This window comes from Streptomyces sp. ICC1 (assembly GCF_003287935.1).
Lineage (GTDB): Bacteria > Actinomycetota > Actinomycetes > Streptomycetales > Streptomycetaceae > Streptomyces > Streptomyces tritrimontium.
Map to the genome: position 1 here is coordinate 2,074,165 of NZ_CP030287.1, position 20,163 is coordinate 2,094,327.

General features: G+C 71.2%; 13 protein-coding genes and 3 pseudogenes. 11 read left to right on the forward strand and 5 right to left on the reverse strand.

Annotated features, from left to right (window positions below; translation table 11 throughout):
* Position 1 precedes the first annotated feature (1 nt).
* From DRB96_RS09800 to DRB96_RS09810, 3 genes and pseudogenes are all read left to right on the forward strand, one after another.
* A complete protein-coding gene (locus DRB96_RS09800) occupies positions 2-1,774 on the forward strand; it encodes an SDR family oxidoreductase (protein ID WP_112453313.1) in 1,773 nt (590 codons plus the stop codon).
* Positions 1,775-1,902: 128 nt separating this feature from the next.
* Positions 1,903-2,055: pseudogene (locus tag DRB96_RS44435) on the forward strand (metal-dependent hydrolase); the annotation flags it as partial.
* Between the two features lie 10 nt (positions 2,056-2,065).
* On the forward strand, positions 2,066-2,980 hold the full coding sequence (locus DRB96_RS09810) for a MerR family transcriptional regulator (RefSeq protein WP_112448076.1): 915 nt from the start codon (positions 2,066-2,068) through the stop codon (positions 2,978-2,980).
* A 105-nt stretch (positions 2,981-3,085) separates the two neighbouring features.
* Here DRB96_RS09810 and DRB96_RS09815 read toward each other — a convergent pair whose 3' ends face one another.
* Complete coding sequence (locus DRB96_RS09815; protein WP_112448077.1) at positions 3,086-3,982, reverse strand: aquaporin; 897 nt, start codon at positions 3,980-3,982, stop codon at positions 3,086-3,088.
* A 133-nt stretch (positions 3,983-4,115) separates the two neighbouring features.
* Here DRB96_RS09815 and DRB96_RS09820 point away from each other — a divergent pair, with 133 nt between their 5' ends.
* From DRB96_RS09820 to DRB96_RS09830, 3 genes are all read left to right on the forward strand, one after another.
* Positions 4,116-4,655: an RNA 2'-phosphotransferase gene (locus DRB96_RS09820; protein ID WP_112448078.1), complete on the forward strand. Its 540-nt coding sequence runs from the start codon at positions 4,116-4,118 to the stop codon at positions 4,653-4,655.
* A gap of 131 nt (positions 4,656-4,786) precedes the next feature.
* Positions 4,787-6,655 (forward strand): HSP90 family protein, encoded by a 1,869-nt coding sequence (locus DRB96_RS09825; protein ID WP_112448079.1) that lies wholly within the window; start codon positions 4,787-4,789, stop codon positions 6,653-6,655.
* Positions 6,652-9,720 (forward strand): tetratricopeptide repeat protein, encoded by a 3,069-nt coding sequence (locus tag DRB96_RS09830; RefSeq protein ID WP_112448080.1) that lies wholly within the window; start codon positions 6,652-6,654, stop codon positions 9,718-9,720. Before DRB96_RS09825 ends, DRB96_RS09830 begins: the two co-directional genes overlap by 4 nt.
* A 57-nt stretch (positions 9,721-9,777) precedes the next feature.
* Here the strand turns inward: DRB96_RS09830 and DRB96_RS09835 are convergent, their stop codons facing one another.
* The 3 genes and pseudogenes from DRB96_RS09835 to DRB96_RS46240 form a co-directional block, all read right to left on the reverse strand.
* Positions 9,778-10,680: an LLM class flavin-dependent oxidoreductase gene (locus tag DRB96_RS09835; RefSeq protein WP_112448081.1), complete on the reverse strand. Its 903-nt coding sequence runs from the start codon at positions 10,678-10,680 to the stop codon at positions 9,778-9,780.
* On the reverse strand, positions 10,568-12,397 hold the full coding sequence (locus DRB96_RS09840) for an MFS transporter (protein ID WP_112448082.1): 1,830 nt from the start codon (positions 12,395-12,397) through the stop codon (positions 10,568-10,570). Before DRB96_RS09840 ends, DRB96_RS09835 begins: the two co-directional genes overlap by 113 nt.
* Before the next feature lie 181 nt (positions 12,398-12,578).
* Positions 12,579-12,731, reverse strand: a pseudogene (locus DRB96_RS46240) (hypothetical protein); the annotation flags it as partial.
* 73 nt (positions 12,732-12,804) lie between these two features.
* Between DRB96_RS46240 and DRB96_RS09850 the strand changes: the two are divergent.
* The 5 genes and pseudogenes from DRB96_RS09850 to DRB96_RS09870 all read left to right on the forward strand — a co-directional run.
* On the forward strand, positions 12,805-14,373 hold the full coding sequence (locus DRB96_RS09850; protein ID WP_112448084.1) for a site-specific integrase: 1,569 nt from the start codon (positions 12,805-12,807) through the stop codon (positions 14,371-14,373).
* Positions 14,374-14,465: 92 nt separating this feature from the next.
* Positions 14,466-16,265 carry a hypothetical protein gene (locus DRB96_RS09855; RefSeq protein ID WP_239515972.1) on the forward strand — a complete coding sequence of 600 codons (1,800 nt, stop codon included), beginning with the start codon at positions 14,466-14,468 and terminating at the stop codon, positions 16,263-16,265.
* Entirely contained in the window at positions 16,262-18,406 is a 2,145-nt protein-coding gene (locus DRB96_RS09860) for a site-specific integrase (RefSeq protein ID WP_112448086.1), read from the forward strand. Before DRB96_RS09855 ends, DRB96_RS09860 begins: the two co-directional genes overlap by 4 nt.
* Complete coding sequence (locus tag DRB96_RS09865) at positions 18,403-18,840, forward strand: hypothetical protein (protein ID WP_112448087.1); 438 nt, start codon at positions 18,403-18,405, stop codon at positions 18,838-18,840. The genes DRB96_RS09860 and DRB96_RS09865 overlap by 4 nt, the downstream gene beginning before the upstream one ends.
* A 151-nt stretch (positions 18,841-18,991) precedes the next feature.
* Positions 18,992-19,096: pseudogene (locus DRB96_RS09870) on the forward strand (IS5/IS1182 family transposase); the annotation flags it as partial.
* A gap of 9 nt (positions 19,097-19,105) precedes the next feature.
* Here the strand turns inward: DRB96_RS09870 and DRB96_RS09875 are convergent.
* Positions 19,106-20,083 carry a winged helix-turn-helix domain-containing protein gene (locus DRB96_RS09875; RefSeq protein ID WP_112448088.1) on the reverse strand — a complete coding sequence of 326 codons (978 nt, stop codon included), beginning with the start codon at positions 20,081-20,083 and terminating at the stop codon, positions 19,106-19,108.
* Between the last annotated feature and the right edge of the window lie 80 nt (positions 20,084-20,163).

Here is a 20,163-nt window from a genome sequence, read left to right on the forward strand (position 1 = left end):
GATGACGGAGACGGGTCTGGCGGGCGCGCGCGAGCGCTGGGTGAGCACCGGCGGGGTCGAGCTCTGCGTCGTCGAGCTCGGTGACGCGCAGCGGCCGACCGTGGTGCTGGTGCACGGGTACCCGGACAGCAAGGAGGTCTGGTCGGAGGTCGCCGAGCGGCTGGCCTCCCACTTCCACGTCGTGCTCTACGACGTGCGCGGCCACGGGCGCTCCACGGCCCCGAAGCCGCTGCGCGGCGGCTTCACCCTGGAGAAGCTGACCGACGACTTCCTCGCGGTCGCGGACGCGGTCAGCCCGGACCGCCCGGTCCACCTCGTCGGCCACGACTGGGGCTCGGTCCAGGGCTGGGAGTTCGCGACGGTGGCCCGGACCGAGGGCCGGATCGCCTCCTTCACCTCGATGTCCGGGCCCTCGCTCGACCACTTCGGGCACTGGATCAAGAAGCGGATGGCGCGGCCCACCCCGCGGCGGGCCGCCCAGTTGCTGAGCCAGGGCGCCAAGTCCTGGTACGTGTACATGCTCCACACGCCCGTGCTGCCGGAGCTCGCCTGGCGCGGGCCGCTCGGCAAGCAGTGGCCGAAGATCCTCCAGCGGATCGAGAAGGTCCCGGCCGGGAACTACCCCACGGCCTCCCTGCCCTCTGACGCCGCGCACGGCGCCTGGCTCTACCGGGACAACGTCCGGCCCCGGCTGCGCCGGCCGCGCGCCGACGCGTACGCGCACGTACCGGTCCAGCTGATCACCCCCACCGGGGACGCCTTCCTGTCCGAGCGGCTCTACGACGAGCTGGAGCTGTGGGCCCCGGACCTGGTGCGGCGCACCCTGCCGGCCAAGCACTGGGTGCCCCGGACCCGGCCCGACCAGCTGGCCGCGTGGATCACCGAGTTCGTCACCGCGCGGGAGGAGCCCGCCGCACGGGCGCCCGAGCGGAAGGCCCCGGGCAAGTACGCCGACCGGTTCGGCGGGCAGCTGGTCCTGGTCACCGGAGCCGCCAGCGGCATCGGCCGGGCCACGGCCTTCGCGTTCGCCGAGTCCGGGGCCCGCGTGGTGTGCGTGGACCGGGACGCGGAGGGCGCGGCCCGCACCGCCGACATGGCGCGGCTCGTCGGCTCGCCGAAGGCGTGGGGCGAGTGCGTCGACGTCAGCGACGAGCAGGCGATGGAGAAGCTCGGCGCGAAGGTCGCCGCGGAGTACGGGATCGTGGACGTCCTGGTCAACAACGCCGGGATCGGCCTTTCCGGCCCGTTCCTGGAGACGACCGCCGAGGACTGGAAGAAGGTCCTCGACGTCAACCTGTGGGGGGTCATCCACGGCTGCCGGATCTTCGGCAAGCAGATGGCCGAGCGGGGACAGGGCGGGCACATCGTCAACACCGCGTCCGCCGCCGCCTACCTGCCGTCCAGGACGCTGCCCGCCTACAGCACCTCCAAGGCGGCGGTGCTGATGCTGAGCGAGTGCCTGCGCGCGGAGCTGGCGTCGCAGTCGATCGGGGTCTCTGCGATCTGCCCCGGCATCGTCAACACCAACATCACCGCCACCTCCCGCTTCGCCGGGGTGGACGAGGCCGAGGAGAAGCGCCGCCAGCAGAAGTCCTCCCGGCTCTACGGGCTGCGCAACTTCCCGCCGGAGAAGGTCGCCGACGCGATCCTGCTCGCGGTGGTGCAGAACCAGGCCGTGGTCCCGGTGACTCCCGAGTCCAAGGGCGCCCTGTGGATGTCCCGGTTCGCGCCGGGGACGCTGCGCCGGCTCGCGAGAGTGGAGCCCAGGCTGTGAGCGCGATCGCGTACGCGTACGCGATCGCGCCGCGGCGGGTGGCCTTCGACGGGAAGACCACCTCCTCTTCGAGCGGCTGCTGAGGGAGAGCCCGCCCTTCGGAGCACCGGTCCCGGCGCGGAGGAGGTTGGAGAGAGCTCGGCATGGCCATACCCCGCTACCTGCGGCGGTCGTACCATCCCTCGCAGGAGGGCTCGCTGCGCAGGGCGGTCGAGTACCTTGCGGCTTCGCCTGCCGCCCGCTCCGCGGCGGGCGCGGTCGGCCGAGCCGCCATGTCGTAGGGAGCCGGGATTGTCCGAGCAGGCAGTAGCCGAGTACCGGATCGAGGATCTGGCGCACCACAGCGGTGCGACCGTCCGCACGATCCGGGCGTACCAGGACCGCGGTCTGCTGCCGAAGCCGGAGCGCCGAGGCCGCTCCAACGTCTACCGGGACACGCATCTGGCGCGGCTGCGCCAGATCGCCGACCTGCTGGACCGCGGCTACACCCTGGCCTCCATCAAGGAACTGCTGGAGGCCTGGGACGCGGGCCGCGGGCTCGGCGGCGTCCTCGGGCTGGTCGCCGAGGTGCACGGACCGTGGACGGACGAGGAGGCGGCCCGGATCACCCGGGACGAGCTGAACGACCGGTTCGGCGGCAAGCCCGACGACGACGCGGTCGGCGAGGCCTGCGAACTGGGAGTGCTGGAGCGGATCCCGGGGCGCCCTGACCAGTACCTGGTGCCCTCCCCGCAGGAGCTGGCGGTGGCCGCCGAGCTGTATGCCGCCGGGGTCCCGCTGCCCGCGATCACCGGTCACCTGCGGGAGCTGCGCGGCCAGGTGGAGCACATCGCCTCGCGCTTCCTGGAGTTCACCACGGAGCACGTCTTCGCCCGCTACCTGGGCGCCGTCCCGCCCACGGACTCGGACGCGGCCGAGGCGGCGACGATGGTGCGCAGACTGCGGCCGCTGGCGCAGCAGTCGGTGGACGCGGAACTGGCCCGGGCGATGCGGCTCTTCGCGACCCGGCACCTGCAGCGGCACCTCGGAGCCGTCGGGACCCCGCAGCCTTCGGGGCCGGCTCCGGTGGCGCTGCCCGCCGAGACCGTGCGGGCGGTGCAGGAGCTGGTGGGCGCCGACCACGTGGCGGAGTTCGTCCGGGCCGCCACGGAGCGGGAGCTGCAGGCCCGGACGATGAACGATCTGGCGAGCCGGGGCGGCCGGTAGTGCTCGATCAGTAGTCCACAGGGCGGATCGCTCTTTTGCCGCCGAAACCGGCCCAAAGGGCTGTGGACAACTCCCCCCACCCTGTGGGGAACCATGCCCCGGAGGTCATCCGACGGTCTGGTACGCCGAACCGGAGGGGCCTGTTTCGGCCACCGGACGGCTGATCCCGGACGATCCGGACGGTCCGGACGGCCCGGCCACGTCAGCCACATCCGTCACTTCGGTCGCGTCGGTCGCGTGGGCCACGTCCGTCGTGTCGATCGTGTCGGCCACGTCCGCCACCCCGGTCTTCGCCGCCGGGCTCCCGGCCGCGGCCCGGCGGGTGGTCCCGTAGAGCAGGGCCGCGAGCGCCAGGCCGAGGATCCCGCCGAGCAGTTGCGCGGCGACGAACCCCGGCAGCGACTGCGGGGCGATGCCGGTGAAGGAGTCGCTGAAGCTGCGCCCGATGGTGCCGGCCGGGTTGGCGAAGGAGCCCGAGGAGGTGAACCAGATCGCGGCGGCGATGTACGCGGCGACGGCGGCCGGGATGAGCTTCGGGCGGCCGATGCGCCCGAGGCCCTGGATCACCAGGACCAGTCCGGCCGTGGCCACGACCTCGCCGACGAGCAGATGGCCGCCGTCGCGGACCTGGGTGGAGAAGGTGCCCGGCACCCGGCCGAACATCGCCTCCGCGAGGACCGCGCCGCCGATGGCCCCGGCGGTCTGGGCCGCCACGTAGACCAGGGCCTCCCGGCCGTCGAGCCCTTCGCCGCCGGTACGCCGCCCCCACCAGGCGGTGAGGGTGACCACCGGGTTGAGGTGGGCGCCGGAGAGCGGCCCGAAGAGCGTGATGATCAGCCCGAGCCCGATGGCCGAGGCGAGCGAGTTGGCGACGAGGGCGACGCCGATGTCGGCGGTGAGGGCGGCGGCCTGGATCCCGGACCCGATCACCACCACGAGCAGCGCGGCGGTGCCGATGAACTCGGCGGCCGCTCGACGCGACAGAGACGCACTATTTATCATATTTTCTTCCCCTTAGGCGGCAGTCCAGCGGAAAATGTATTCCGTATCTTGGAACTGCGATAGAGGGAGTCCACCTCCGGAGGACCGCGGAAATTCGCTGCGCCGACCGCCGCCGACCCGGCACCCTGGGCGGATGGACGACAGACGCACCGTGAAGGTGTCCAAATACGTCTCGAAACACCTGCGGCACCAGCCGGAACGCATCGGACTGGTGCTCGATCCACAGGGCTGGGTGGAGATCGACGACCTGCTGAACGCGGCGGCCGCCCACAACTTCCCGATCGGCCGCGCCGAACTCGACCACGTCGTCGCCGCCAACGACAAACAGCGCTTCGCCGTCGACGGCACCCGCATCCGGGCCAGCCAGGGCCACACCGTCCCCGTGGACCTGGGCCTGCCGGAGGCCGAACCGCCCGCGTACCTCTACCACGGGACGGTCGCCGCGGCCCTGGACGCCATCCGCGCCGAGGGCCTGCGCCCGATGGCCCGCCACCACGTCCACCTGTCCCCCGACCGGGAGACCGCGACGCGCGTGGGCGCGCGGCGCGGGCGGCCGGTCGTCCTCAGCGTGGACGCGGGGGCGATGCGCGCCGCCGAACACGTCTTCCGGATCAGCGCCAACGGGGTGTGGCTGGTCGATTCGGTGCCGCCGCAATTCCTGCGCTTCCAGTAGCGGGAAAAGCACGGGAATTCACCGAGGGATTGTCAGATCATCCCCCTACTCTGTTCCTCACTCCGGGATCTGTGAGGGGGGGTACCTCGCGGTCGCCGAACACGAAACGCCAGCACGCGAGGTGACGCACCATGACGTCCGAACAGCCCCATCCGAACACCTTCCAGGTCGATCTGCGCGGCCTGGTCGACCTGCTCTCCCACCACCTCTACTCCAGCCCGCGCGTCTACGTCCGCGAGCTGCTGCAGAACGCCGTCGACGCGGTCACCGCCCGCCACGCCCTGGAACCCGGGGCCGAGATCCGCATCCGCCTGTCGGCCGCCGGAAACCGGGTGACCATCGAGGACAGCGGCATCGGCCTGACCGCCGCCGAGGCCCACTCCCTCCTCGCCACCATCGGCCGCAGCTCCAAGCGCGGGGACGACGGTGCCGGCCTCAACGGGCACGGCCTGGAGACCACCCGCCAGGAGTTCCTCGGCCAGTTCGGCATCGGCCTGCTCGCCTGCTTCGTCGTCGCCCGCCGCATCCGCGTCATCACCCGCTCCGCCCGCGACCCCCGGGCCGCGCCCGTCGAATGGCTGGCCACGGACGACGGCTCGTACACCGTCCGCGAACTGCCCGCCGACGCCCGCCCGGAGCCCGGTACGACCGTCATCCTGGAGGCCCGCCCGGGCGCCGAGGAATGGATGGCCCCGGCCAAGGTCGAGCAGCTGGCCCGCGACTACGGCTCGCTCCTGCCCTACGACATCACCTTCGACGACGGCTCCGGTGACCGGCCGCGCCAGGTCACCGACCGCCCCGCCGTATGGGACCGCGCCTTCCCCACCCCCGCCGCCCGCCGCGTCGCCCTCGCCGGGCACTGCGCGGCGCTGTTCGGCTTCACCCCGCTCGACAGCATCGACCTCGACCTGCCCGTCGCCGGCGTGCGCGGCGTCGCGTACGTCCTGCCCGAGCCGACCAGCCCCGCCCACCGGTCCGGACACCGCGTCCACCTCAAGGGCATGCTGCTGACCGACAAGGCCGACAGCCTGCTGCCCGACTGGGCGTTCTTCGTCCGCGCCGTCATCGACACCGACACGCTGCGGCCAACCGCCTCCCGCGAGAACCTGTACGACGACGAGACCCTCTCCGCCGTGCGCGAGGCCCTCGGCGCCCGCGTCCGCACCTGGCTCGCCGAGCTCGCCGCGAGCGACCCGGAGCGCCTCGCCGCCTTCCTGAGCGTCCACCACCTCGGTGTGAAGTCCATGGCCCGGCACGACTCCGAGCTGCTCGGACTGATGCTGCCCTGGCTGCCGTTCGAGACCAGCGACGGCTCGATGAGCCTCGAGGAGTTCGCGGCCGCGCACACCGACATCCACTTCACGCGCACGGTGGAGGAGTTCCGCCAGATCGCCCCGATCGCGGCGGCCCACGGCCTCGGCGTCATCAACGCCGGCTACACCTACGACGCCGACCTGCTGGCCCTGCTGCCCTCCGTACGGCCCGACCTCAAGGTCACCGAGCTCGACGCCGGAGCCGTCACGGAACGCCTCGACCCGGTCCCCACCTCCGCCGAACTGGCCCTGGCCCCCTTCCTGGCCACCGCCCGCACCCGGCTGGAACCCCAGAGCTGCGACGTCGCGCTCCGCGCCTTCCAGCCCGTCTCCATCCCCGCGCTCTACCTCGACGACCGTCAGGCCCGCCAGGAACGCGACCGAACGGCCGCCCTCGACAGCGCCGACTCGCTGTGGAGCGGCATCCTCGGCGCGCTCCGCGGCTCCGCGCCGCGCGCCCGCCTCGTCCTCAACCACAACAACCCGCTGATCCGCCGGATCGCCGCCCTCCCCGACGAGGCGCTGACCGCCACCGCCGTCGAATCGCTCTACGGCCAGGCCCTGCTGATGTCCCAGCGGCCGCTGCGCCCGGCCGACGCCACCCTGCTCAACCGGGCCTTCCTCGGACTCCTGGAATGGGCGACACATCCCGGTGGCAGCGCTGTCACCCAGGAAGGCCAGAAGTGAGCACGATGACCGCGGCGGAAATCCGCCGGGCACTGCACGAGAACCAGTGCCTGCCCAACGGAACCGCGCGCAGCGCGCAGGCTGAGGCACTGGCGAACGCCGCCGAAGCCTGCGGCGACAGCGGCCTGTTCCGCCAGGCGCTGCTCAACCAGATCGACGCCTACGAGTACAGCTCCGAGCGGACCCGCATGGTGGTCCCCTTCGCCCGGCTGCTCCAGGAGTACGACCGCGACCCGGGCGGCTTCGACGGCAGCCAGGCCCACGCCCTGTTCTGGCGGTTCAAATGGGTGTCAGGCCAACTCGTCAGCTCGCCCGAGATCCCCCTGTCCTCGGTCACCGGCTGGCTGGAGGACATGGAGCGGCGCTACCGGCTCGCCGGATACAGCGAACGCGCGGTGCGCCAGAGCGAGTTCTACCTCGCCGACGCCACCGGCGACGACGAGCGGGCGGAGCGGGCCGTCCTCCGCTGGCAGGCCGCCGACCGCGACCCGATGAGCGACTGCCACGCCTGCGAGACCAACTCCCAGGGCTGGTTCTGGGCCAGCCGCGGCGACGACGCGAAGGCCGTCGACATCTGGGAACCCGTGCTGGCGGGCAAGCAGAGCTGCCTGGAGGAGCCCCACCGGTTACTCGCCCGCTCCCTGCTGCCCCTGGTCCGGCTCGGCCGCGGCGCCGAAGCCCGCGCCCACCACCTGCGGGGCTACCGCATGGCACGGGGCAACGAGAGCCTGCTGCGCTCCATCGGCGAGCACATCGAATTCTGCGCGCTGACCGGCAACGAGGCCCGCGGGCTGGAGATCCTCGCCGAGCACGCCGCCCGGCTGGGGCCGCTCGTGGACGTCGAGGCGCAGATGCAGTTCTACGGCGGCATCCTCGTGCTCCTGCGCCGCCTGGGCGAACTCGGGCACGGCGCGGACCTGTCCGTCTCCTACGAGGGCGCCGCGCGCACGGCGGACGAGCTCCACGGGATCCTGCGCGAGGAAGCCCTGGCGATCGCCCGGCGTTTCGACGAGCGCAACGGCACCACCCGGGTCTCCGACCGGCTCGCCGAACGCATCGGCCGGGCTCCGCTCCTCGACGCCCTGCCGCTGGGCGTGCGCAGCCCGGCGCTGCCGCCCGCGGCCTCCGCACCCGTGCCCAAGGGGCCGGGGCCGGCCTCCGCATCGGCGTCGGCCTCGTCTTCGGCGTCGGCCTCGGCCGAGGGCTTCGCGGAGCTGGTGGAGCGGGCCCGCGCGGCCCGGGAGCTCGGACACCCGGGGGCGGACGCGCTGTGGGCCGGGGTGGCCGCACGCCCCGAGGCCGGGACGGACCCGCTGGTCGCCGCCGACCTGGCGGACCACCGCGCCCTGACGGCCGCCCGGGCCGGGGCCCCCGAGGCCGCGGAACTGCTGGCCGGCGTACGCGAGGGCTACCGGGAGCTCGGTCGGGCCGAGCGCGCGGCCCTGGCCGAGCTGCGGCTCGCGACCGTGGCCGCGCAGTCCGGGACCGGTGCGGGGGAGCTGCGCAAGCTGATCTCGGTGGCTCTGCGCGCCGCCGAGGCACTGGACGCGGACGAGCCGCTGCGGACCCGGCGGATCGCCTACGCGGAACTGACCTCGATCCGGGTGGAGTCGTACCTGCGCTCGCTCGAGGCTGCCGGAGACGCACACGAGCACGCGCACGGGCACGCGCACGGCGGCGGGCAGGACCACGGACACGGCGAACTGGCCGCCGAGCTCCGCTCCTTCGTCGACGCCTACGGGCCGGCCCTGCCGGACGTGGCGGCGGAGGCCGAGGAGATGCTGGGCCGCCTCGCGCTCTCGGAGGGCGACCCGGAGCGGGCCGTGGCCCTGCTCGCCGCCTGCGCCGACCGGGCGCTCGCTTCGGGCCGGCCCTGGCTGGCCGTGGACCCGCTGGTGCTGCGGGCCGGCGTCCTGCTGTCGCTGGACCGCGCCGAGGATGCGCGGGAGGCGGCGCGCGCGGCGCTGGCGCACGCCTCCGAGGTCACCGACCCCGAGACGCAGGGCGTCGTACGGCTCACCCTGGCCGATGTCCTGGTCCGCCGGGGCGAGGCGGACGCGGAGGCCGCCGGGCACGCCCTGGAGGCGGCGCACTGGTTCGACCAGGCCGGTCTCTCCGCCGACGGCGGGGCCCAGGCCCGGCTGCTGCTCGCCCGGTGCCACGCCCGGGAGGGCCGGACCGCCGAGGCGGCCGAGGTCCTGCAGTCGACCCTGCCGGACCTGCTGGAGCACGGCGAGGGCCAGGCCGTCTCCGTACGGGAGTTCCTGGGCGACCTGCTGCGCGACCTGAGGGACCCCCGGGGCGCGGCGGAGCAGTACCTGCTGGCGGCGGAGGCGACCAAGGACTGGGAGGACCCGCGCCCGCAGGCCCACTTCGCCCAGGCGGCGGCCGACCGGCTCTCCGAGGCACAGCTCGTGCCGGAGGCGGTCGCGGCGTACGAGCGGGCCCTCGACCTGCACCGCCGGTCCCAGGACGCGCCGATCGCCGAGGTCCGGATCCTGCGCTCGCTGGCCTGGCTGGGGCTGCGCGAGGAGGTCTCCAACGCGGTGGTGGCGCGGGCCCGGGCACGGATGGAGGAGGCGGTGGAGGTGCTGAGCGCCGTCCTGGCCGAAGACCCGGAAGCCACGGAGGCGCGGGCCGAGCTCGCCGAGACCTGGAACCAGCTGGCCCAGGTACTCGACCGGCGGGTCTCCGCGCACGAGGAGGACACCGGCGAGGAGGAGGACGGGGACGGTTCCGGAGACGGTGCCGGGGACACTGCCTCCGGCCGCGCCGAGCTCCTCGGCGCGGCGGAGCTCGAGGCCCTGCGCCTGGAGGAAATCCGGCTCTGGGAGCGGGCCGCCGCCCTCTACGCCGAGCTGGGTCCGGCCCACCTGGAGGCCCGCTACCACTGCGTGAACAACGCCGCCTGGACCCAGCACGAGCTGGGCCGCCCCGAGGCCGGAGCCGCCCTGCTCGACGCGCTGGCGGCCGAGGTGCGGGCCCTGCCCGAGGGCACCGCACCGAAATGGCTGACGGAGCAGGCCGAGCGCACCCGGGACAACCTGCTGCGCACCTCGTCCTGACGCCGCCGCCCGGATCCCGCCGCCCCCGCCGTCGAAGCGGTGACGGCGGGATCCGGATCAGCCCAGCTGGGCGAGACCCTCGGTGGCGATCCGCTCGAAGACCTGCTGGTCGGCGGCGAAATCGGACTCGGGGATCGGCCAGTGGATCACGAGTTCCGTGAAGCCGAGCTCTTGGTGGCGGCCGGCGAAGTCCACGAAGGCGTCCACGGATTCCAGCGGGCGGCCCCGGTCCGGGGTGAAGCCCGTGAGCAGCACCTTGTCCAGCCCGGCCACGTCCCGGCCGGACTCCGCGCACGCCTTGCCGAGCTTGGCGATCTGGCCGCGCAGGGCCTCCACCGAGTCCTCCGGGGTGCCCTCCTCGAAGATCTTCGGGTCACCCGTCGTCACCCATGCCTGCCCGTACCGCGCGGCGAGCTTCAGCCCGCGCGGGCCGGTCGCGGCGACGGCGAAGGGCAGCCGGGGCCGCTGGACGCAGCCGGGGATGTTGCGGGCCTCCACGGCCGAGTAGAAAGTGCCCTCCTGGGAGACGTCCGCCTCGGTGAGCAGCCGGTCGAGCAGCGGCAGGAACTCTCCGAAGCGGTCGGCCCGCTCCCTCGGGGTCCAGGGCTCCTGGCCCAGCGCGGTGGCGTCGAAGCCGTTGCCGCCGGCGCCGATGCCGAGGGTGATCCGGCCGCCCGAGATGTCGTCGAGGGACATCAGGTCCTTGGCCAGCGTCACCGGATGGCGGAAGTTCGGCGATGTGACGAGCGTGCCCAGCCGCAGGCGCTGCGTCGCCGTCGCGGCCGCCGTGAGCGTCGGCAGCGCACCGAACCACGGGCCGTCCCGGAAGGTCCGCCAGGACAGGTGGTCATAGGTGTAGGCGGCGTGGAACCCCAGTTCCTCGGCCCGCTGCCAGCGGTCGCGTCCCCCTTCGTGCCAGCGGTGGACGGGAAGGATCACGGTGCTCAGGCGCAGAGTCATGCCCCGAGCCTACGACCGCCGCCCCGGCCCGTGTCACGCCGCGCGCCGGGCGCACCCGCGCCGCGACACGAGCGGAACAGGGCATAGGCCTCGCCCGCCAGAACCTCGCCCACCAGAACCGGTTCGCGCTCCGGATGGGCGGCGTCCGCCCGTTCACAGGCCGCGCAGAGAGCCATCCACAGACTCGCGACCCACTTGGCGTGCGGGCCGCCACAGGCATCGCAATCCGACTTCCGAGCTGAAGGGATGAGCACGGCGCCCCCCGTGTGACGTCCTCGTCTGAATTGGCGAGGAGATCCTTCCACCCACCACTGACAACCATGTGGCGGTGTTTCACGTGAAACACCGCCCGCGTTCGTCGCCCGCTCCGCCGAGGTGATGTTTCACGTGAAACACGGGCCCCTGCGGCATGGGCGAAGATGGGGTGTGACCTCGGCTCCCCAGCGCCCGGACGGGCCCACCCCCACTTGGCGGGCATGTCCCGCATGGTGCGGACAGGGGAGAGGAGCAGGATGGCGACGGGGACGAGTTGGAAGAGCGCGCCGATCGTGAGGGTCGTGCGTACGCCGAGGTAGAGGGCCAGGGCGCCGGCGGCCGCGGCGGCGAGCGGGCGGATGCCGGCGGTCATCGTGGTGCTGGCGGCTTGCATCCGCCCTTGGAAGCCGGGCTCGCAAATGGTCTGCCGGAGGGAACGTTGACTCGTTCCGGACGCGGTGGCCCAGAAGAGCTGGACGGCTAGGACCAGGGCGAGGGCGGTCTGCCAGCGCAGGCCGGGCCCGGCGAGCAGGAGGGGTACTTGTGCCAGGGGGCTGACGGCGAATCCGATGATGATCGTCGGCCCGATGCCGATGCGGGAGGCGATCTTCGGGGCGAGGAGCGCTCCGGCCAGACTGCCGACCCCTCCAATGCCCATGATCACGCCGAACGCCGTCGGGGTGACGGCGAGGACGGCGAGCAGGTAGTACGCCCAGTAGGTGTTCATGATCGCCAGCCCGAAGCTGAGCGTGGACAGCGCTGTGATCACCGTGCGGATGGTCGGCTGCCCGGCCACGTAGTGCAGTCCCTCACGGATGTCCCGTGCGAGGCTGCGCCGGCCCTGGGGCCGCGCGGTGGCGGGCTCGGGGGTGCGGATGCGCCAGACCAGGAAGGCCGAGACGAGGTGGGACAGGGCATCGACGATCACCGAGCGGGCCGCGCCGACGGCGGCGATCAGCGCGGCGCCCAGGTTGTTCCCAATGCTGTCGGCGACCGACGAGGCAGCGCCTAGGCGGGAGTTCGCGCGCTGGAGGAGGTGGGGTTCGACGAGGACGGGCAGGTAGCTGATCGAAGCCGCGCCGTGCACGATCTTGGCGATGCCGAGGACGACGGCGACCGCGTACAGCTGCCCGATGGTGAGCATTCCGGACACGGCGGCGGCCGGGATGGTCGCGAGGGCCAGCGCGGCCGTGATGTCGGCGCCGATCATCTGGGGGCGCTTGCGGTGGCGGTCGGAGAGCGCGCCGGCCGGGAGCGCGACGATCGCGTTCGGCAGCTGGCCGAGGAAGGCGAGGACGGCGATCTGGAGGGTGGAGGCGTGCAGCACGAGCACGGCCAGGGTGGGGATCGCGACGGCGCTGACCGCCGATCCCGACAAGCTCGCGCATTCGCTCGCGACCAGCAGCCGCAGGGCCGGCGAAGTCCACCGCGGGGCCTTCACCATCTGGGCGGGGGTCGTCACCGGCCTCCACCGTCCCGGAGGCTTTGGGGAGCCTTGCTCATGATCCGCTCTCCCTCATCAGCCGGTCCAGGGTCCGCCGGCCCCGGGCCGTGACGAGCTCGTCACCGTTGTCCGGGCCCCAGGCCAGGCAGTTGACCGCGTCCAGCACGGTCAGGCAGCGCAGGGCGTGCCGCTCGCCGTCGGTGAGGGCGCGCCCGTAGGACGAGAGGAACGCCCGCTCGCGGTCCGGATGGTCGACCCACTGGGTGACCGCCAGGATGGCCAGGTCCTGGACACGGGCGGCAGGCCGGGTCCTTTCGAAGTCGATGAGGACCAGACCGGATGGGGACCACAGCCAGTTCCTGGGCTTTCACTAGGCTTCCCAGAGTTGTCGGGTAATCGGCTCATGGCTCGCCCTTGGAGAAGTGATGTGGGATCGCTGGAGTGTCGAGTTCTACGACTTTCTGAAGCCGCCGCCGTCCTTGGGTGAGGGCATGCTCGGAGGATTCGGTGATCTGCACGACCGGGCGGCGAGGAACGGAGCTCAGCATGGCACGCCGGTCCTGTTCACTGTCTCGGGCTTTGCCGATCCAGGCGTGAATCTGTTCTTTCGCGTCTCGCCGATGAAGGGGCGCGGGGCCCGGACTTGGAAGCGGTACGCGTACACGCTGGTCGTGTGGTTGAACTTCCTGCAGGTGTTCGGAAAGGGCTGGCGGGAGGCGACAGCGCGGGACGTGGAGGCGTTCAAGGACTGGCGCCTGACCGATGTACGCAATGACGACCGGATCAAGGCGGCCAGCTTCGACACGGACCGTGCCGCTCTGAACACCTTCTACACCTGGGCGTTCGGGAAGTACGGGGTCCAGAACCCGGTGTCCGGGGTCGCCCTGGCATCGAACTCCGGCGGCCGTTCTGGACAGGGGGTCGGTCCTGGAGGAGAGCGGCGCGATGGGCTCCGGCCAGCGGGTTCACGTGGTCGGCAGGTGAAGTGGATGCTGCGTGCGCCCTTCGAGCAGTGGCGGGACATCGGTCTGCGCGGCTACGGCTTCGACGGGTTGCGCAGAGCTGGCTGGTCGGGACCGAACGAGGACCGGGATGCGGTCTTCATCGACGGGTTGTACGGCACGGGGCTGCGCCTTCAGGAGTGGGGAAGCGTCCTGGACGTAGAGATGCCATGTTCCGCTGGAGGCCGTCTTGCGCGGGCCTGGTTGGCGGCGGCGTGCGTGAAGGGCGCCAAGGAGGGGCGGTGGTACCGAATACCGAGGGCGGTGCTGCGGGAGATCGAGGGCTACGCCGACCCGTTGGAGGGTTCCCGGACGCAGGCGATACGCCGAGCCCAACGGCGAGGGACCTACGAGAAGATCCCGTATAAGCGGGTGGTCCGTGGCTACAACGCCCGAAGCCGGCTGCTGTATCTGGAGAGCGAGGGATCGCTCTCGGTAGACGTGCTGGGCCCCGACGAGCGCCGTCTGCTGTTCCGGCGCACCGCGTCTGGGCTGGAGCCGTTGGCACTGTGGCTGTCGCCGAACGGGATGCCGAAGAAGTTCGAGGGCTGGGAGGACACGTTCACGGCTGCCAACGAACGGATTCAGCGGGTCTGGGCGCAGGCGGGGGGTGAGGGGCTCGTTCCGTTGTGGTGCCGACCGCACATGTGCCGGCACTCCTTCGCCCTCAAGTGGTATTCGCTGCTCTCGACGGTGTGGCAGCCCCAGCTGGACGGGTTCACCGAGCAGGAACTTCTCGACATCCGGGAGATGTTCGGCGGCGTGTGGTACGCGCTGTCCCTCATGTTGGGGCACGCAGACCCGTCCACAACGCGGGACACGTACCTGGAGCCGTTCACCGCGCTGCAGGTCGACTACTTGATGGAGTTGCTGGACAGCGAGGAGACCCAAGCGGTCGAGGCGCTGATCCGCACCGTGGCGGAGCAGGGTGGACGGACGCTGACCAGCGTCGCTCGTCCGGCCGCCCACGTTCAGACGGGGGGCCGGGCGTGAGCGGGGGAGGGCGCGGCGGGCGCCAGGCGGGCATGCCGCCGAGCGACTGGCGGCCTCCGGAGCGGCTGCTGGAGGCATCGGGGGGTACTGCGGTGCGCGTCATCGAGGAGTCCGGCGCCCGGTCGCGGGTCTTCGACTTCGCCAACATCCAGGACCCCAAGGGGAAGCGAGTCGTGATTGATGAGGGCCTGCAGCGCTGGTTCGCCTCCGCCTTTGCGGAACGTACTTCGCCGCGTTCGGGCGTGAAGCGGGTGAGAGGGGCCGAGAGCCTCTACTCGGTACTGTCCTGGCTCGCCCGCTACTTCTCCGTCCAGAGTCCGACCGTCCGGGGGCCGGGCGACGTCACTGAGGCGCACGTGCTGGAGCTGTGGACGCACACGGAAGGACGAAACGCCGCCTCGCAGTGCACCCACCTTCATCGGCTCCGGCAGCTGTGGCGCGATGACGAGAAGCTGTCGAAGGAGGTGCGAGACGCGCTGTACAAGGAGCGGATGCCGGAGGTGACGGAGCTTTCCGACGTCCCGGAATATGACGACGACGCCATGCAGCGGATCATGGTCGCCCTGCGGCACGACATTCGGGTGGCGCGGGACCGCATTCGGGCTGGCCAGGATCTCCTGGCCCGTTACCGAGCCGGACAGGTCGGATCAGGGCATCCAGACCACGAGCTCGGCATGCTGCTGGACGTCTTCGAGCGCACTGGTGATCTTCCACGCGCGCCTGGAGGCACGATGGTGAGGGTGGTGTGGAAGCTGGGAGGAACCCAGGAGATCACTCGGCGGTTGTGCCTTTCCTCAAGGGAGTTGACGGCGTTCGGCCTGTTGCTGACGGCCTTGACCGCGGAGAACTTCGGCACGGTGGCGGCTTGGCCCGCCGCGCACTACCGTCCAGATGGTGGAGTCGAGGGAGTTCCCCAGATCGCGCTGATCGAGGCATCCAAGCCCCGGCGAGGCCCGGAGCGCGAGCACATGGTGACACCCGTGGAAGATGTGCCGGAAGAACTGGCCGTTCTGCTGGTCGCCGATGATCCAGAGCCCCGACTGTTTCGTTCCCCGCTTCGGGTCTACCAGCTGCTGTTGGACCTGACTCAGCTCGCCAGGCGTCACGGCGGCCACAGCTCGGCCTTCGCCGGATTCCGGACGCAGACATCCGGAGCGAAACGCTGGACGCGTGGGGCCGACGCCAAGAACATCGCCCGATGGTCCGTTCAGCACGGATTTCCTACCAAGGAGCCCACGAAGGACGGAGTCGAGCCGGTGGAGGCGCGGCGGCTGCGGCAGACCGGCATCGAGCGCAAGCGGCGCCCGGTGGCCCACACCCGGTCCACCATGAACGACCTCTACCTCGCCCGCAGCAAGGATGTCGCCACCCAGTCCCGCGTCGTCGTCGCGGACGCACTGCGCTCCCAAGTCGCCGCTGCCCGCAAGCGACGCAGTATCGCCGTACTGCCGGCCGCGCTGGTTGCCCGGGCGGCCTCCGATCTGGAGGGCGCTGCCCGGGACGCCGGGCTGGATCCTACGGTCCTTCAACGTCTGGTCTCCGGTGAACAGGACACCGTCCTGGCGGGGTGCACCGATCACCTCAACAGCCCTGGGGCCCCTCCGGGCGAACCCTGCGCGGAATCGTTCCTGGCTTGCCTGGGATGCGAGAACGCCCGCGCGCTGCCCCACCAACTCCCCTTGCAAATAGCCGCTCTGGACCAAATGAGCATCCTGAAGGTTCACACCGATGTGGCGACGTGGAACGCGCGACACGCGGTGCACCATGAGCGACTCGAGGACCTGGTGGGGCAGTACCACCAGTCCGAGCAGGACCAGGCACGCCGGCGGCTCACCGGGCGCCAGTCGGAAATGATCAACGACCTGATGGCCGGACGGATGGACCTGCGATGACCACGGCCAATGACGGTGCCGCTACCTTGCCGTCGCTACTGAGCGAGCTTGCGGACAGGGAAGTGCTCCATACCCGGTCTCTGCGGCACGGAACCGACCGCGCGGCACTGTCGAGGGTCGGGGATCGCGTCTGGTCGCTGGCGGAAGCGCAGCCGGACCAGCACACCCAATCGATCACGCTCCATTGGTCGACGTACCCGAACCTGCTGGAATACGACTTCCGGGTCTTCATCCTGGCGACCCTCGACAGCCCGTACCCGCCCGCTCTGGGCAGGTTCACGGGGATCGACCAGGCGAGCGTCTCCACGGTGAGCAATTGGTTCAAGCGCCTGCGCGTCTTTGCGACCTGGCTGCGGCATCGTGGCATCGATCGGCTCTACGAAGTGAACGACCGTGATCTCGACCTGTATCTGGATCATGTCCGGTCCATCCAGGCCAGCACGGGCACGCGCCGTCAGCTCTTCAGTGCGGTTCGGGCCGTGTGGGCCTATGCGCCGTATTTGCCTCCGGAATGCCGTATGTCCGTCGCGGAGCCGTGGCAGGGGCGCTCTCCGGGCGAGCTCGCGGAGGACATCCAGACCGGCCGCGGCAACAAGACCGCGAGGATCGCGGTGGACACGATGATCCCCCTGCTGGACTGGGCCCTGCGGATCGTCGAAGACATCGGCCCGGATGTCCGTGACGCCTGGCGAGAGTTCCGTCAGCTGTACACCGGAACCCATCCCGGGCAGGCGCGGTTCGCCGGGCTGCCGCGCACCGAGCGCATGAACCTCTTCCTCCGAGATGCGCACCGCACGGGTGTCGCACTGCCAGGAGAGCCCGAGGACCCCGGCGCGATCGACTACAAGTACCTGGCCTGCCTCCTCGGGCTTCCCGTGCTGTCCAATTCCCTCGGCCTCGGGCCACGTTCGATCGCCGAAGCCTCCGGGATTCCGGTGGCCGGGGGCTTCTTCGTCGGTAGTGTCACTGGTCAGGTCGACGGGCGCCCGTGGAGGGACAAACCGATCACCGCGTCCGAACTCCCCGAGCTCGTCTGGGTGGTGACGGCGGCATGCTTCGTCATCGTGTCCTATCTGTCGGGTATGCGCCCCGGGGAAGTGTCCAATCTCCGCCGCGGCTGCCGTGCGGAGGATCCCGATTCCGGGGAGCTGCTGGTGCTCGGGCACCGCGGCAAGGGCCACAACCGCACCGCGGCCGAGTCACACAGACCGGCCAGCCGCCCCTGGGCCGTCGTCCGCCCCGTACACCAGGCCATCGACCTGCTGGAGACGCTCCACGCAACCGACCTGATCTTCCCGACCCGCCTGCCCGGCAGCAGCGGCCGCAAGAGTCGTCGAATGGGCACCCTGACGTGGGGCTCCAGCAAGACCATCCGTGAACTGCAGAGGCTCCAGGACTGGGTGAACTCCACCTTCACCCCCGCCGATGGCACAGCGGCAATTCCTCCAGATCCCATCAAGCACCTGCACGGGTCGCGCTTCCGCCGCACCCTCGCGTACTTCATCGTCCGCCGACCCCGCGGCCTCATCGCCGCCGCCCTGCAGTACGGCCATCTCAAGACGAAAGTCACTCTGAACTACGCTGCCACCGGCGACGATTCCTGGCTGGACGACGTCGCTGTGGAGCGACTGGAGATGGTCCTCGAACAGTCCGAGGACGACTGGACCCGTCTGGATGAGGACAACGAGCACGTCAGCGGTCCGGCCGCAGCCGAGTACCGGCGCCGCACCGCTGGCGCAGCGACCTTCCTCGGCCGCACCGTACGCGCGCAGGCGAGCGTCAAGCGGCTCCTTGAACAGAGCGACACCGACATTCATCACGGCGAAGCCATGACGTGCGTTCATCGTGCCGAAACCGCCGAGTGCCGCAAGGAGAAGCTGCTGCTGGGCCTGCCCGCCGACGATGGGCCCGACGAATCGCTGTGTCACAGCACCTGCGCCAACCTTGCCTACACCGACCGGGACATCGCCGATCACCGCAGGCGACTGCCCGTCCTGGAAGCCGAGGCTCATGACCCGATGACGCCACGTCCGCGCCGGGACCGAGCTGCCGCAAAAGCGGCGCAGATCTGCGCGGTGATCGAGCGGCACGAGACGTCACGTCCGGAAGTTACGCACATGGAAGGCGGTCGGGTCGCATGACGCGGAAGAACCGAGACCGGGAAGCCGAACGTCAGGAAATACGCGCCGCCGCAGAACGCCTTCTGGCTGGGACGCCCCTGCGCTCGCCCGTCGGAAAGCTCACGGGGACAGAGCTGATCGCCGAGTGCGGGCTCCGGCGCGACGTCGTCTACGGCGATCACAAGGAGCTCGTGGACGAGTTCCGGGCACGGGCCAAAGCGCAGAACTTCACTCCGCAGGTTGTCCAGAGCATGGCCGACGAGAACATCGTGCTGCGCGAAGCCCTGGCGAAGATCAAGGCGGAACTCGCAGCGGAGCGAGAACGGGTTCACGCCCTGGTACGCGCTGCCACCGAGCTGTCCCTGGAGCTGGAGCAGACCCGCGAAGAGCTCGCAGCGGTGCAACAGGTCACCCGGCTTCCGGGTCCGCGAGGAACTGGACGAATTCCCGGCTGAAGCTCGGCACATTCCACGGTGCGGTCAGGTTGGGCAGCGTCGGGCCACGGCGTCGGGGACCTCGCGGGTATTCGGGCTTGGTACATCGGTACAGCGGCTATCGGTGAGATTGATCACGGTCCGGGCGGCCTTCGCGCTTCTGCGCTGGTTGCGTCGGCTGCGTATCCGCTGGGACATCCGCGCCGACATCCACCAGGCCTTCCTCACCCTCGGCTGCGCAATCATCTGCTGGCGGCGCCTCAGAAAACAGTGCTGATCTGAGCCCTCAGCCCGAACCAGCGACCAGTGCCTCGCCGAGCGGGGTGCGCCGGTAGAGCACCGACCGTCCGGACCGGGCGCGAACGAGCAGCCCCGCGCCTCGCAGGATGGCGAGGTGGTCTCCTACCGCGCCGGGTGCCATGGCGAGGCTTCGGGCGAGATGGCTGGTACTGGCCGGGGCGTCCAGCGCCAACAGCAGCCGGGCTCGGGCCCGGCCGACCAGAGCGGTCAGCGCGTCCGGTTGGGGGACGCTCTCCTGTTCGCCCCACAGGGCGGCGGTGCCGCGGGCACGGTAGACCAAGGTCCTGGGCCAGGGGTCTTCCATTTGGGCGGCGATATGCCCGACGATGGCCGAAGGGATCAGCAGGAGCCCGTCGCCGGCGAGGCGGACTGTTCCGCCTCGGAAGAAGCCGATCTCGATACCGCCGGCGCGCCAGGCGACGCCCGAGTGCAGGCTCTCGATGGCCGCGGCCCATCCGTGTTCGCCGATCACACCCACCCGGTGCACGACATCGCGCTCACAGATCGCGCGCAGCTGCGGCCAGTCCGCGGCGAGCAGCTCGTGCCACGCCTGGTCCATCGCCTCGGCGATCCTGGAGACGGCATCCGCCGAGTCCAGCACTGCGCGTACGCGGGGATCACGGGCGGACGGGCCGGTCGCGGTGGCGGCGAATTCGTGGCGGGCCGCTTCCAGCGGTGTGGCCCGGATCACGGCCAGGTCGTCAGCCCAGGTCTGGATGAGGCCGCGCGGGGGCGGGGCGACGAAGTTCGGTCCGCCTTGCGGGGCCTGCAGCGCGAGGGCGGCGTCCAGTTCGGTCTCGCGGCGAAGCCGTTCAAAGGCCGGCATGAGCCGGGCGGCCCAGGCTCGCGGCAGCGGCTGGCCTTGGCCGGCGAGCGAGCGCAGCAGCAAACAGAGGTCCAGTGCAGGCGACAGCGCGAAGCGGCTGCGCAGCAGGTCCTCGACGGAGACTTCGAAGCGCAGCACCCTGCGACGCTACCGCAGGACGTCCGTTCCGATTCGTCGAGCGACGAATCATTGTTGGGTGGGGTGGGCGCACGGCGAGG

Excerpts from the sequence above, each read along its gene's own strand:
- DRB96_RS09800 (WP_112453313.1), top strand. The coding sequence starts at position 2 with ATGACGGAGACGGGTCTGGCGGGCGCGCGCGAGCGCTGGGTGAGCACC.
- DRB96_RS09815 (WP_112448077.1), bottom strand. The coding sequence starts at position 3,982 with ATGATAAATAGTGCGTCTCTGTCGCGTCGAGCGGCCGCCGAGTTCATC.
- DRB96_RS09820 (WP_112448078.1), top strand. The coding sequence starts at position 4,116 with ATGGACGACAGACGCACCGTGAAGGTGTCCAAATACGTCTCGAAACAC.
- DRB96_RS09825 (WP_112448079.1), top strand. The coding sequence starts at position 4,787 with ATGACGTCCGAACAGCCCCATCCGAACACCTTCCAGGTCGATCTGCGC.
- DRB96_RS09835 (WP_112448081.1), bottom strand. The coding sequence starts at position 10,680 with ATGACTCTGCGCCTGAGCACCGTGATCCTTCCCGTCCACCGCTGGCAC.
- DRB96_RS09850 (WP_112448084.1), top strand. The coding sequence starts at position 12,805 with ATGTGGGATCGCTGGAGTGTCGAGTTCTACGACTTTCTGAAGCCGCCG.
- DRB96_RS09860 (WP_112448086.1), top strand. The coding sequence starts at position 16,262 with ATGACCACGGCCAATGACGGTGCCGCTACCTTGCCGTCGCTACTGAGC.
- DRB96_RS09865 (WP_112448087.1), top strand. The coding sequence starts at position 18,403 with ATGACGCGGAAGAACCGAGACCGGGAAGCCGAACGTCAGGAAATACGC.